At 71.8% G+C, this 13,845-nt stretch carries 11 protein-coding genes; 7 read left to right on the plus strand and 4 right to left on the minus strand.

The window, feature by feature from the left end; genetic code table 11:
- Positions 1-2 precede the first annotated feature (2 nt).
- The 5 genes from GQ57_RS05335 (at position 3) to GQ57_RS05355 (ending at position 4,603) form a co-directional block, all read left to right on the plus strand.
- A complete protein-coding gene (locus tag GQ57_RS05335) occupies positions 3-1,055 on the plus strand; it encodes a CmpA/NrtA family ABC transporter substrate-binding protein (protein WP_031397616.1) in 1,053 nt (350 codons plus the stop codon).
- Between the two features lie 121 nt (positions 1,056-1,176).
- A complete protein-coding gene (locus tag GQ57_RS05340) occupies positions 1,177-1,776 on the plus strand; it encodes a uracil-DNA glycosylase family protein (protein WP_031397617.1) in 600 nt (199 codons plus the stop codon).
- A gap of 70 nt (positions 1,777-1,846) precedes the next feature.
- A complete protein-coding gene (locus GQ57_RS05345) occupies positions 1,847-2,632 on the plus strand; it encodes a YkgJ family cysteine cluster protein (RefSeq protein ID WP_034197303.1) in 786 nt (261 codons plus the stop codon).
- Between the two features lie 204 nt (positions 2,633-2,836).
- On the plus strand, positions 2,837-3,778 hold the full coding sequence (locus tag GQ57_RS05350; RefSeq protein ID WP_031397619.1) for a helix-turn-helix transcriptional regulator: 942 nt from the start codon (positions 2,837-2,839) through the stop codon (positions 3,776-3,778).
- Positions 3,779-3,904: 126 nt separating this feature from the next.
- Positions 3,905-4,603, plus strand: a complete 699-nt coding sequence (locus tag GQ57_RS05355; RefSeq protein WP_031397620.1) for a fumarylacetoacetate hydrolase family protein — start codon at positions 3,905-3,907, stop codon at positions 4,601-4,603.
- Between the two features lie 345 nt (positions 4,604-4,948).
- On the opposite strand, the gene GQ57_RS05360 is transcribed toward GQ57_RS05355, so the two are convergent.
- The 3 genes from GQ57_RS05360 to pdxR form a co-directional block, all read right to left on the minus strand.
- Positions 4,949-6,160 carry an MFS transporter gene (locus GQ57_RS05360; RefSeq protein ID WP_052001091.1) on the minus strand — a complete coding sequence of 404 codons (1,212 nt, stop codon included), beginning with the start codon at positions 6,158-6,160 and terminating at the stop codon, positions 4,949-4,951.
- 231 nt (positions 6,161-6,391) lie between these two features.
- Positions 6,392-7,945, minus strand: coding sequence for a trypsin-like peptidase domain-containing protein (locus GQ57_RS05365; RefSeq protein ID WP_031397622.1), 1,554 nt, complete (start codon positions 7,943-7,945; stop codon positions 6,392-6,394).
- A gap of 384 nt (positions 7,946-8,329) precedes the next feature.
- Complete coding sequence (gene pdxR / locus GQ57_RS05370; protein WP_034197304.1) at positions 8,330-9,808, minus strand: MocR-like pyridoxine biosynthesis transcription factor PdxR; 1,479 nt, start codon at positions 9,806-9,808, stop codon at positions 8,330-8,332.
- Positions 9,809-9,968: 160 nt separating this feature from the next.
- Here pdxR and GQ57_RS05375 point away from each other — a divergent pair, with 160 nt between their 5' ends.
- Positions 9,969-11,171, plus strand: coding sequence for a GNAT family N-acetyltransferase (locus tag GQ57_RS05375; RefSeq protein WP_034197305.1), 1,203 nt, complete (start codon positions 9,969-9,971; stop codon positions 11,169-11,171).
- Between the two features lie 24 nt (positions 11,172-11,195).
- Here GQ57_RS05375 and GQ57_RS05380 read toward each other — a convergent pair whose 3' ends face one another.
- Complete coding sequence (locus GQ57_RS05380) at positions 11,196-11,675, minus strand: DUF3331 domain-containing protein (RefSeq protein WP_031397625.1); 480 nt, start codon at positions 11,673-11,675, stop codon at positions 11,196-11,198.
- A 1,029-nt stretch (positions 11,676-12,704) separates the two neighbouring features.
- On the opposite strand from GQ57_RS05380, the gene GQ57_RS05390 reads away from it, so the two are divergent.
- Complete coding sequence (locus tag GQ57_RS05390) at positions 12,705-13,769, plus strand: 2,3-butanediol dehydrogenase (protein WP_031397627.1); 1,065 nt, start codon at positions 12,705-12,707, stop codon at positions 13,767-13,769.
- Positions 13,770-13,845: the final 76 nt, after the last annotated feature.

A 13,845-nucleotide genomic window follows, 5' to 3' on the forward strand; every position in this document is an offset into this window, starting at 1 on the left:
CCATGAACACTCTCCCGCCCGCCGCGCCGGAACGCGCGCATCTTCGCCTCGGGTTCGTCGCGCTGAGCGACGCGGCCCCGCTGATCGTCGCGCAGCGCCTGAACCTCGGCGCGCCGCACGGCCTCACGCTCGAACTCAGCCGCCAGCCGTCGTGGGCCGCCGTGCGCGACAAGCTGCTGAGCGGCGAGCTCGACGCCGCGCATGCGCTGTACGGGCTCGTCTGCGGACTGCAGCTCGGGATCGGCGGCCCGCAGGCCGACATGGCCGCGCTGATGGTGCTGAACCGCAACGGCCAGGCGATCTCGTTGTCGCGCGGCCTCGCCGACGCGTATCGCGACAGCGGCAGCGTGCGCACGGCCCTCGCGACGCTCGGCCGCAAGCCGCTCCTCGCGCAGACCTTCCCGACCGGCACGCATGCGATGTGGCTGAACCACTGGCTCGCGTCCCACGGCGTCGATCCGCTGCGCGACGTGCGCAGCGTCGTGATCCCGCCGCCCGAGATGGTCGCCGCGCTCGCCGGCGGCGAACTGGACGGCTTCTGCGCCGGCGAGCCGTGGCACGCGGTGGCCGAGGCCTGCGGCGCGGGCCGGACCGTCGCCGTCACCAGCGAGATCTGGCCCGATCATCCGGAGAAGGTGCTCGCGGCGCGGCGCGACTTCGTCGCGCTGTATCCGGCCGCCGCGCGCGCGCTGATCCGCACGCTCGTCGATGCCTGCGCGTGGCTCGACGGCGCCGCGCACCGCCGCGAGGCGGCCGACTGGCTCGCGTCGCCCGACGCGCTCGGCGTGCCGGCCCGGCTGATCGCGCCGCGCCTGCTCGGCGACTACGGCGCGGGGCCGTTCGCCGCGCCGCCGCTGCCGATCCGTTTCCACGACGGCGGCGCGGTGAACCGGCCCGATCCGCATGAAGCCCGGTGGTTCCTGTCCCAATACCGGCGCTGGGGCATGCTCGACGGATCGCACGACGACGCGGGAATTGCCACGGCAATTGCACAGACCGCGTTGTATGATGCTGCCGTCGCCGAAGGCGGCGCGCCGGCCCCGTCACGGGCATGATGCGCGCCGCGTGACGACCGGCGGTGCGCCCCCGCGCCACGCCTGTCCGGGCCGCCAGCCGGCGGCCGGCACGCCTCACCCGGGCGGCGCCGCGCGCCCCATCCGTCCCCGATACGAATCGATGCAGAAACGAACGCACGCGCCGCTCGACGCGCTGCTCACCGAAATCCGCGCATGCCGTGCCTGCGAGGCCGCGTTGCCGCTCGGCCCGCGCCCGGTCGTGCGCGCCCGTCGCGACGCGCGGATCCTGGTCGTCGGCCAGGCGCCGGGCGCACGCGTCCACGCGAGCGGCATTCCGTGGGACGACGCGAGCGGCAAGCGCCTGCGCGGCTGGCTCGGCGTCGACGCCGACGCCTTCTACGACGAGACGCGTTTCGCGATCGTGCCGATGGGCTTCTGCTACCCGGGGCGCGGCGCGAGCGGCGACAACCCGCCGCGCCCCGAATGCGCGCCGCTGTGGCTCGACCGGCTGCTCGCCGAATTGCCGTCGATCCGGCTGACGCTGCTGATCGGCCAGTATGCCCAGCGGCATTTCCTGCGCGACACGCGCAAGGCCACGCTGACCGACACCGTGCACGCATGGCGCGACTACGGCCCCGCCGTGCTGCCGCTCCCGCATCCGTCGCCGCGCAACCAGGCGTGGTTCAAGCGCCATCCCTGGTTCGACGCGGACGTCGTGCCGGAGCTGCGCCGTCGCGTGGCACGGCTGGCCGCCGGCTGAACGGGCTGAACGAAACCGCAGGCGGCGGCGCGACACTTCACGCCACACCCGCCATCCCCATCGACCCAGAATGAACGACACCCCTACCGAACTCGATTTTTCCTGCAATGGCTGCGGCGGATGCTGCCGCGACCTGCGCATTCCGCTGACGATCGACGAAGCGATCGCGTGGCTGCAGCGCGGCGGCCACGTGGAACTGCTGTGCGATGCGATGCCCTGGCTCGAGGAGCCCGCGCCCGACAACGCGTTCGCCGCGTACAAGCGCGCACGCTCGAGCGCCGCGCTCAGCGGCTCGCTGCCCGTCCGCGTCACCGTCATGCTCACCGCGGCCCACGCCGGGCCGTGCCCGAACCTGCAGGACGACCTGCGCTGCGCGATCTACGACGAGCGCCCGCTCGTGTGCCGGATCTATCCGGCCGAAGTGAACCCGTTCGTGCCGCTGGCGCCGGGCGGCAAGCAATGCTCGCCCGACGTGTGGCAGCAGGCGCCGTTCGTCCGTGGCGGCACGATCGTCGATGCGGCCACCCGCGACAGCATCGCGCGCTCGCGCGCGGCGAGCGAGGCGGAAACGCCGCTGCGCGCGCGACTGTGCGCGATGCTGGGGATCGACGCCGCGGCCGTCGCCAACGAAGGATTCGCGATTCATGCGCCGCCGGCCGCCACGCTGCTCGCCGCGCTGACGGCCCTGCGCGAGCCGGAGGCGGCCGGCGGCAGCGACACCGCAACGTGGACGCTGCTGACCAACCGGAGCGCGACGGCCGATGCGCTCGCCTCGGTCAGCGCGTCGCCCCGGCTCACGACGAGCGATGGCGGCGATGCGCCCCAGCGCTACCTCGGCTTCCATCCCGACGCATAGGCGGCATCCGTCTGCACCGGGGGCGGCACGGGCGGCGCACCGGTTCGTTGCCGCTGCCGCCCGCCGCCGAGCGTGCCGGTTCGCGATCGCCCGTTCGCTGCCCGCCCCGTGCCGGATCGCCCGGCGATGGCCCCGCGCATTCCGGTGACGGCCGGTTCGCTGTACCATCGCGACTCGACAGCGTCACGAACAGCAGAATCCTTCATGCCCTCCACCGCCCCGCCGCGCCTGTACGGGATGCCCGAACGCAGCGACCGGCTCGATTTCTACATCCGCGACCAGGCGTCGCGTCAGGCGATCACCGAGCCGCACCGGCACGCGTATTTCCAGATCCAGTTCAACCTCGGCGGCGACACCGAGCAGCGGATCGGCGGCGTCACGCGGCCGTTTCCGCGCGGCGCGCTCGCGTTCGTGCTGCCGCACCGCGAGCACCTGATCCCGCACCCGGAAGGCGCGCACTTCATCGTGATCAACTTCAGCCAGGCGTTCCTGCGCGCCGATCTCGACGTCGATCCGCTCGATCTCGAGGACGTGCCCGCGCACCGCTTTCCCGAGCTGACGCCGTTCCGCTTCCAGGAGCACCTCGACTTCATCCTGACCGGCGACACCTACGACGAGGCGCGTCGCCTCGCGCTGTGCATGCTCGACACCGATCGCGTGCGCACCTTCGGCTCCACGACGCTGCTGCGCGGCTACCTGCTGCAGCTGATCGGGCTGGTCTGCACGCAGTACGCGGGCGCGCTCGACAAGCTCGCGCAGCGCGGCGCCCAGCGCGCGGGCCGGCGCGACGCGCTGGCGCGCGTGCTGCGGCACGTGCGGGCGAACCTGACCCGCGAGGACCTCACGCTCGCCGCGACCGCCGAGGCCGCGTTCCTGTCGCCCAACTACCTGGCGCACCTGGTGCGCAAGGAAACCGGCAGCACCTTCACCGATCTCGTGACCGAGCGCCGGATCGCGCTCGCGCAGTCGCTGCTGGCGCACACGAGCCGGCGCATCGCGGACATCGCGCGTTCGGTCGGCTTCCGCGACGAAGGGTATTTCGCGCGGCGCTTCCGCGCGCGGGTCGGCGTGTCGCCGAAGGCGTACCGCGACGCGAACGCCGCGCTGCCGGACGGCGACGATCCCCCGGCGGCGGCCGACGCGTAGTTTTGTCCCGGTAAAACGCACTTGCGTCGCATCCTGCCGGCCGCGCGTCGGGTATCGTTGCATGCATGCCGGCCCGTGCGCCGCCCGGGCGCCGGCATCCGTCTTCCCACCGAACGAGGCCATCCGATGTCCGCTTATGTCATCGACGCTGCCGAGCGTCCTTCCGTCGAGGTCGAACAGTCGTCCGCGCGCTTTCCGCTGCGCCGCGTCTTCTGCGTCGGCCGCAACTACGCCGACCACGCCCGTGAAATGGGCGCCGATCCCGACCGCGAACCGCCGTTCTTCTTCACGAAGCCGGCCGACGCGATCGTCCCCGCCGCCGGCACCGTCCCCTATCCGCCGCTGACCGGCGATCTTCATCACGAAATCGAGCTGGTCGTCGCGATCGGCAAGGACGGCCGGTCGATCGACCCGGCCGACGCGCTGTCCCACGTGTGGGGCTACGCCGTCGGCGTCGACCTCACGCGCCGCGACCTGCAGGCCGAAGCGAAGAAGCTGAGCCGTCCGTGGGACTGGGCCAAGAGCTTCGACGCGTCCGGTCCCGTGACCGCGCTGCGCGCGGCCGCCGCCACCGGCCATCCGGCCAGCGGCCGCATCTGGCTCGCGGTCAACGGCGAGACGCGCCAGCAAGGCGACCTCGCCGACATGATCTGGCCCGTGCCCGACGTCATCGCCTACGTGTCGCGCTCGGTCGAGCTGAAGGCCGGCGACCTGATCTTCACGGGCACGCCGGCCGGCGTCGGCGCGCTGCAGCCCGGCGACCGCGTCACGGGCGGCGTCGACGGCGTCGCGACCTTCGAGTTCGTCGTCGGCCCGAAGCCGTAACGGCATTCGCAAGGCGGTGGCGCGTCCGCGGCCGCCTTGCGATTTCCCGATACCGGCCGGATCGTGGCGGCGCCGGCATGCGCCACAGTCAGGGCGGTTTCAACGCGTTCGTCGATGCGTTTTCACGTGCTTCGACCCGCGTTGCAGCCGTCCCCCGACACGATCCGCATGACGGTCCGCCCGGGCCGAACCGGCCGTCGCGACCAGGCACGCGAAACGCGTCGATCGCGCCGCGCTCGGTAGCCGAGAAGATTCCGCGAATCCCGGCATCGGGAGCGGCGGATTCGGCCTCCCGTCGCCCCCTTTCCGCCGATCGCACCAAACGGAAATTCGTCGCACCGGCCTTCACGCCGCGGCCTCCCGCGCGTCGAACATCCGCACGCAGAGGGCCGCCGCCAGCGCGAGCGCGGCCGACAGCAACATCATCGCGAGCGGCGCATAGCCCGCGTTGCCGGCGGTCAGCACCGCCCCCGTCAACGACGACAACGCGGCGCCGCCGGCGATCGTCATCGCGCCGGCCAGCCCCGACGCGCTGCCCGCCAGCGCCGGGCGCACCGATACGGCACCGGCATGCGCGCCGGGATTTGTCAGCCCGTTGCCGATGCCGACCAGCACGCATGGCCCGAACCACGCGACCGGATGCGTCGCCCCGCCGATCGCGAACGCGAGGCCGATCGCCGGCCCCGCGCATGCGACCACGCGTCCGCACAGAATCGTCGTGGCCAGCGCGTAGCGGCTTGCGCAACGCGCGGCCAGGAAGCTGCCGCACACGAAACCGGCCGTGACGCTCCCCATGTAGATGCCGATCTCCGCCGGCGGGATGTCGAATACCGTTTGCGCGGCCAGCGGCGCACCGGCCAGGAACGCATAGAACGCACCGGTCGAAAACGCCATGCAGAGCGCATAGGCCCAGAACCGGCGCGCCCGGAGCAGCGCCGGGTACGCGCGAAGCTGCTGCACGAGGCTCGACGACCGGTTCGCATGGGTTTCGACGAGATCGACCGCGCACCAGGCGAACAGCGCGACGCCGACCGTGCCGAGCAACCAGAAGCTCGCACGCCAGCCGGCCGTCTGCGCGAGTACGCCGCCGAGCGTCGGGCCGGCCATCGGCGCGAATGCGGCCGCCATCGCCGCATAGCCGATCCGGCTCGCCGCGCCCGCACCGCCGTCGGTGTCCCGGATCGTCGCCATCGACACCGGATAGACCGACGTGATCGCCGCCTGCATCAGCCGGCCCGCCAGAAACACGCGAACGTCGGTCGCCGTCGCGCAGACGAGCGAGCCGAGCGTGAACACGGCGACGCTCGCAAGCACGATCGGCCGCCGCCCGAACCGGTCCGACAGCGGCCCCATCGCGCACTCGAGCGATGCAGCCACCGCTGCGTATCCGCCGAGCGACAGCGCGACGAGCGCATAGTCGGCGTGCAGGTCGCGTGCGATCTCCGGCAGCGACGGCAGGAACAGGCCCAGCGGCAGCACCGAGCACGCGCACAGCAGGATCAGCGTCGCCAGTCGCGGCGCCGCCGGTTCGGAAGCGGTCTGCAGGTTCGGTCGCAAGCGGATGCCCTCCGCGCACGTGCCGCACGGCCGTGCGCAATGCAAAAAAAAGCCCCCGAACCAGTCGGGGGCGCATGGGTGCCGGCGCGGTGCCGCTACCGGACCCTGCGCCTGCGTACTACTACGATGAAGCGAGCTGCTTTCATGCCGAATGGCTCCTGAACGCCGGGCTGACGGATTTCGGGCCGGCTGGGGTGATGGTAGACAGGCCGCGCCGGGCGCGTCAACACTCTAATGCGCCCGCACCGACACGAACTTGCGCGCGTTGTTGCGCTGGATCAGCACCGCGATCACGCTGCCGCTGTTCGCTTCGAGCGACTGCACGTCGTCCGGCGTCTCGAGCAGCGTGTCGTTGAGTTCCAGCACGACGTCGCCCGGCTGGATGCCCGCGTTGGCGGCCGGGCCGCGCACCGCGTCCACCATCATCCCGACCGCGAGCCCCGTCGAACGACGCTCGTCGTCGCTCAGCGCGTGCATCGTCAGCCCCAGGCGATCGCTGCCGTCGCCGGCCTCCGGCCCCGATCGTGCCGCTGCCTTCGGCGCGGCCGGGCCGGCGGCGGCCGGGCCCGGGCCGCCGGCCGCCTCGTCGGCGCCCGTGATCGTCAGCATCACCGGCGCGCGGTTGCGGATCAGCCGCAGCGGCGCCTTCTGCCCGGGCGGCAGCGCGGCGGCCAGGTCGTTCAACTCGGCCGAGCGGCCGATCGTCTTGTCGCCCAGCTTCACGATCACGTCGCCGGGCTTGACGCCGGCCGCCGCGGCCGGCGAGCCGGGCGCGACGCCGTTGACGAGCGCGCCTGCCGGGCGCGGCAGCCCGAATGCCGCGGCCAGCCCCATGCCGACATCCTGCACGTCGACACCGATCGCGTTGCCGGACGACGCGCCCGGCGCCTGGGCCTGCTGCGCCTGCATCTGCGTCTGCAGTTGCGCGCGCACCTTGGTGGCGAACGCGATCGGGATCGCGAACGTCGTGCTCGCGTAGCGATCGGCGCCCGTGTAGACCTGCACCGCGATGCCGATCACGTCGCCCGCGCGGTTGAACACCGGGCCGCCCGAGTTGTCGGGATTGGGCGCGATGTCGGTTTCGAAGAACGGAAACGCGCTGCCGTCCGGCAGCCGGTGCGACGTCGCGCTGACGATGCCGGCCGTGACCGTGTTGCCCGATCCGTCCGGCGCGCCGATCGTCATCACGGGCTCGCCCGCCCGCACCTTCGACGAATCGCCGACCCGCACGAACGGCAGCTTCGTCGCGCTGACCCGCAGCACGGCGACGTCGCTTTGCGGATCGACGGCCAGCACGGTCGCCTTGAATTCGCGGCGGTCGGTGAGCCGCACCGTCACGTCGGTCGCATCGTCGACCACGTGCGCGGATGTCAGGATCAGGCCGTCCGCGCTGACGATGAAACCCGAGCCGCTGCCCGACACCGCGCGCGGCGACGTGTCGGGCGCCGGCGGCTGCGGGCCCTGCGCGGGCGGCGGCGCGCCGTGCCGGAAGAACGCGGCGAGCGGATCGTCGGGATCGAGGATCGTGAAGGACGGGCCGCCGGCCTGCTGGTCGGGCGCGGCGGTCATGATGGTCACGACCGCCGGGCCGTAACGGTCGACGATCGCCGGAAAATCGACCGGCATCGCATACGGCATGGCGCCCGGCCGCTGCTTCATCGCGGGCGGCGTGACGGGCGGCGAGAGGGTTCCGGCAACGGCGGCCGGCGGCGGCAAGCAAGCGGCAAACACGCCCCCGATCAACGCGGTGCGAAGCACGGCGCGAGCAAGCGTATGGCGAACCACGGTGCACCTCCCCCGGGCGTCGAGGCGACGACATGCGCGAGACGCGCAGCCGCCCGACAAGCACCGGCACACGCCTCCATTTATAGTCCAAGCGGCCTGTTGGAACATACGAATCGAAACCCGCATAGCGGGCAGCGCGACGGGCGCGGAGCCGCGACGGCGGTCGTTCCGAACAAAGTGCGCGATTCGTCAATCCGAATATTCAATACCCCGAAATGCCCGAGCCCGGCCGGGGTGCAACGTGCTCGCTGCCAGCCGTTGCCGTCCAACGCACCGGTTTGTGCCACGCTCGGCACATCGCGACCTGTCGCTGCCGCCGACACTCCGGCAATCCGCAACCGCTCGCGGCAAGCGCGCTTCACCCGCCCTTCGCCGGGGCGCGCGTCAGCCCTCGCCGCCGCCCACCCGCTCCGCGATCGCCGACAGCATCCGCAACATCGGCTCGAACGCATCGGCCGACGTATTGCCGAACCCGAGCACGAGCCCGTTGCCCGCCGACGCCGCGTCGATCGAGAAGCCCGACAGCGGGAACGGCCCGATCCCGTGCGCGCGGGCCGCGTCGACGATCGCACGATCGCGGTAGCGCGCGGGCAGCCGCAGCGCGACATGGAGCCCGCACGGCCCGCCCTCGATCTGATGCGGCACGCTCAGGCCGCCGTCGAGCGCGGCGAGCAGCAAGCGCCGCCGGTCGCGGTACAGCCGGCGCATCCGCCCGAGATGGCGCCCGTATTCCCCCGTCTCGATGAAATCGGCCAGCGCGAGCTGCACGTGACGCGTCCCGCCGCGCAGCATCTCGGGCAGCACCGGCCGCACTGCCGCCAGCAGCGCCTCGGGCAGCACCAGAAAACCGATGCGCAGCGCCGGAAACATCGTCTTGCTGAACGAGCCGAGATAGACGACCGGCGAATCGGGCGCGAGCCCGTGCATCGCGCCGATCGGCTCGCCGGTGTGACGGAATTCGCTGTCGTAGTCGTCCTCGATGATCCACGCGCGATGCCGGCGCGCGGCGTCGATCAGCGCCAGGCGGCGCGAGATCGACAGCACCGCGCCGGTCGGAAACTGGTTCGACGGCGTCGTATAGACGAGGCGCGGCGTCCGCATGCGCCAGTCGTCCGCGTCCGCGCGCAGCCCTTCCGCGTCGACCGGCATCGGCACGACGTCGAGGTCGGCCGCCTGCATCGCGGTGCGCGCGCCGCGATAGCCGGGCTCCTCGACCCACACCGTGTCGCCCGGATTCGTCAGCAACTGCGCGCATAGCGAGATCGCGCCCTGCGCGCCTTCCGTGATCACGATCTGCTCGGGATCGCAGCGCACGCCGCGCGTCACGGCCAGGTGCCGCGCGATCGATTCACGCAGCGCCGGCTCGCCGAGCGGATCGCCGTAGCCGAGCAGGTCGCGGCCGGCGCGGCGCAGCGCGCGGTCGATCGCATGGCGCCACGCGTCCACCGGGAACTGCGACAACGCGGGCACGCCCGGCCGAAACGCCTCCGATTCGCCGCTGCCGATGCGGCTCGGACGAATCCGGCCGAGCCGCTGCGCGACGGCCGGCGGCGCGGCACGCCGGCGCGGCGGCGCCGGCCGCGACAGCCCGACGACGCGCGTGCCGCGGCGGTCGGACTGCAGGAAGCCTTCGGCGACGAGCTGCTCGTAGACGGCGGCCGTCGTGTTGCGCGACACGCCGAGGGTCTCGGCCAGCGCGCGCGTGCCGGGCAGCCGGGTGCCGGCCGGCATCGCGCCGCCGAGAATCGCGTCGCGCACCCGGCGCAGCAACTGGCGCTGCAGCGAAGGTGCGCCCGGCGTGCGCGCCAGCGGCGCGTCGAGCGGCAGCAACGGCGCGGCGCCGGAAGGAAAGGCAGTCGTCATCGGATCGTCGCAGCGTGAAAGTGTCGTAATGTAGCGCGCGAGCGGCAGCGCGTGGCACCATAAATTTACCGTACTCTGGCGCTTCTCGTGGTACCTCGTCGCGACTACGATCGTCTGCATGCCGGCATGTCGCCGGCCGCCAACCGCAGCGAGATCCGCCTTGTCCACGCTTACCAACGCTTTCCAGCAACCCATCGGCCACCCCGTTCCCGACTGGTCCGCGCGCCAGCGCCCCGCGCGCATCGTGCTCGAAGGCCGCTACTGCCGGCTCGAACCGCTCGACGCCGAGCGCCATGCGGCCGACCTCTTCGCCGCCTATTCACAGGCGCCGGACGGCAGCGACTGGACCTATCTCGCGCACGGCCCGTACACCGACGAATCGAGCTACCGCGACTACGCGCGCGGCGCGCAAGCGAGCGCCGATCCGCTGCACTACACGGTGATCGATCTCGCCAGCGGCCGCGCGGTCGGCACGCTCGCGCTGATGCGCATCGATCCGGCCAACGGCGTGATCGAAGTCGGCTCGGTCACGTTCTCGCCGCTGCTCAAGCGCACGCCCGTATCGACCGAAGCGCAGCTCCTGCTGATGAAGTACGCGTTCGACACGCTCGGCTACCGGCGCTACGAATGGAAATGCGACGACCTGAACGCGCCGTCGCGCAAGGCCGCCGCCCGGCTCGGCTTCCGCTACGAAGGCACGTTCCGGCAGGCGATCATGTACCGGGGCCGCAATCGCGACACCGCGTGGTACTCGATCATCGACGGCGAATGGCCGGACGTTCGCGCCGCGCTCGACGCGTGGCTTGCACCGGAGAACTTCGACGCGCACGGCGCGCAGCGCCAGTCGCTCACCGCGATCCGCCATGCGCAGGCGCGCGCCCGCGATGCGGCCGGCCGCGCGCACGATGCGACGCGGGTCACGGTGCGCCCGCTCGTCGCGGCCGACGAAGCCGCGTGGCGCCCGCTGTGGCAGGGCTACCAGACGTTCTACGACACCGCGCTGAGCGACGCGGTGTTCACGACGACGTGGGCCCGCCTGATGGACCCGGCGGAGCCGATGTTCGTGCTCGGCGCGTTCGACTCATCCGGCGCGCTGGTCGGGATCGTGCATTCGATCTATCACCGCTCGTGCTGGACCGAGGGGCCCTACTGCTACCTGCAGGACCTGTACACCGCGCCCGACGCGCGCGGGCAAGGCGCGGGCGGCGCGCTGATCGAGGCCGTGTACGACCACGCCCGCGAAGCCGGCGCGAGCCGCGTGTACTGGCTGACGCACGAAACCAACACGACCGCGCGCGCGCTGTACGACAAGCTCGCGAACCACGCCGGGTTCATCCAGTACCGGCACGACCTGAAGCGCTGACACGGCGCCGCGGCCGGCCGGCGGTCATCCGGGAAGGTCGGCCGGCACGCGCCCGTCGTCGTCCCGCGGCGCGGCGTCACGCGCTGCGCCGCAGGCGCCCGGCACCGACGCCGGGCGAATCATCTCGTCGCCGTTGGCCGGCACCGGCCGCCGCACAGGCCGGAACACCGGCTCGCCCGGCTCGATCGGCCGCCCCGAAATCGCGCAGCGGCCCGGCTGCAGCGCGACGCGCAAGCGCCAGCGCTGTTCGCCGTAATGGCATCGGCCACTCTCGACCCACCGGACCAGCAATGCATCGTCGCCGGCTTCCAGCACCGTGACGAACAGCTGCGGGCGCAACGGCGACGCCAGCGCCGCCGCACACGCCGGAACCGGCGCGCGGCCGATCGTGACGAGCGGATGCGCGACGCCGCCACGCGGCGGCATCGCATCGCGTGCGCTCCACGCCGGCGCATCGCACGGCGCGTACTCTTCGAAGATCAGGCTTTCCATGGTGTCGGGCATGCTTGACGGGTTTCCGTGCAGGGTGAACGGCGCCGCGCCCGGCGCCCGCTCATCGATTCGCGCGGCAGGAACTCGCCGATCGAGGCGAAGGCGAACGCAACGGCGATCGCAAGCATCGGCCCGACGCCGCTCGCCCCGCGCGACGCGGCGACGCTCGAACGCACGGCCCGCTCGCTGCGCAGCGGCAGCATCGCGGCATCGGCCGCGACAGGCGCTCCGGCCATCTTCCACCTCCGTTGAAGCGGCCGCGTGCGACGGGACGTGTACGCGGCCGCGATCGGACCGACGCACATCATACAAATTGAAGTTAACTTCAAGTAAAGAGGTAAATTGCACGACGATCCGCTCCAGCGATCGCGGCAACGACAAGACATGAGTGCACGCGGCATCCTGTTCCAGTCTGTCGGCCTCGTCCCAACAACGTTGCGCACGCCGCATGCCTCTCCCGCGCACGACGCCCCGCTGCCGCTCGACGCGGCCCGGTCGACCTTCCCCCGCCGCAAGGCCGCCGCGCGCACCGTCATCGCCGGATACTGCGCCGCAAGCGACCGTCGCGCACGCACGTCAACGCGGCGTCCAGCGCGTGTGGCTCGTGTCGCCCGAGGCCGGCCTGCCACCCCGGCCGCGCCGCCGGTATCACGCCGCTCGCACCGGTGACGGTGGACGAAGCCGTCGCCTGAGTGCCCGTCGAGCCCGACCGTGCCGCGTCGCTCGTCTCGCGATCCGTCTCACCGTGGTGAGACGAATGTCCCGACGTCTCACCCGGCGCGCGGATGCGCTGCCGCAGCAATCTCCGCCCGCGCCCCCCCGCCGCATCGCGGCCTGTCAACGGACAGGGACCATGCCGCATCGCACACGTCCCGCCCGCCGGCGCGCCGTTCCAGACGCCGATTCACGCTGGCCCCGTTCCTGCATGCCGGTCGAGCGCGCACTCGCGCGACGGACGCACCGGCAACCCTGCCTCGCGCCCGACGACAACCTGACGGAGACAGCAACGTGAGTACACCGGCATCGAGCACCGCCCCCAGCATGAAGGCCGCCGTCTGGCACGGCCGCCACGACATCCGCGTCGAACAGGTTCCCGTACCGGAGCGCCCGCCGGCGGGCTGGGTCACGATTCGCGTGCACTGGTGCGGGATCTGCGGCTCCGACCTGCACGAATATGTCGCGGGGCCCGTCTTCATCCCGGTCGACGCACCGCACCCGCTGACCGGCCTGAAGGGCCAGTGCATCCTCGGCCACGAGTTCAGCGGCGAGATCGCCGAACTCGGCGCGGGCGTGACGGGCTTCGCTCCCGGCGATCGCGTGACGGCCGACGCATGCCAGCATTGCGGCACCTGCTGGTATTGCCGGCACGGGCTGTACAACATCTGCGAGAACCTCGCATTCACCGGGCTGATGAACAACGGCGCGTTCGCCGAATACGTGAACGTGCCGGCCGAACTGCTGTACAAGCTGCCCGACGACTTCCCCACCGAGGCCGGCGCGCTCATCGAGCCGCTCGCGGTCGGGCTGCATGCGGTCAAGAAGGCCGGCAACATCGTCGGGCAGACCGTCGTCGTGGTCGGCGCGGGCACGATCGGCCTGTGTACCATCATGTGCGCGAAGGCCGCGGGCGCCGGGCGCGTGATCGCGCTGGAAATGTCGGCCGCCCGCAAGCAGAAGGCGCTGGAAGTCGGGGCGAGCGTCGTCGTCGATCCGAAAACGGCCGACGCGATCGCCGAAGTCAAGGCGCTGACCGGCGGCTACGGCGCCGACGTGTCGTTCGAGTGCATCGGGCACACCACCACCGCGAAACTCGCGATCGACGTGATCCGCAAGGCCGGCAAGTCGGTGATGGTCGGCATCTTCGAGGAGCCCGCACCCTTCAATTTCTTCGACATCGTATCGACGGAGAAGGAAGTGATCGGCTCGCTCGCATACAACGGCGAATTCGCGGACGTGATCCGCTTCATCGCGGACGGCCGCATCGACGTGCAACCGCTCATCACCGGGCGCATCGCGCTCGGCGACATCGTCTCGCACGGCTTCGAGGAACTGGTCAACCACAAGGACCGGAACGTGAAGATCATCGTGCAGCCCGCCGTTTCCTGATCGCGCGCACGGCCGCGGCGGCAATACACGCCGCCGCACGCCTGCCGTCGCGCCCCTGAAGCGTCGCCCGCACACG

Origin of the sequence: Burkholderia sp. MSh2 (genome assembly GCF_000731655.1) — a bacterium.
In the GTDB taxonomy this organism is placed as follows: domain Bacteria; phylum Pseudomonadota; class Gammaproteobacteria; order Burkholderiales; family Burkholderiaceae; genus Burkholderia; species Burkholderia paludis.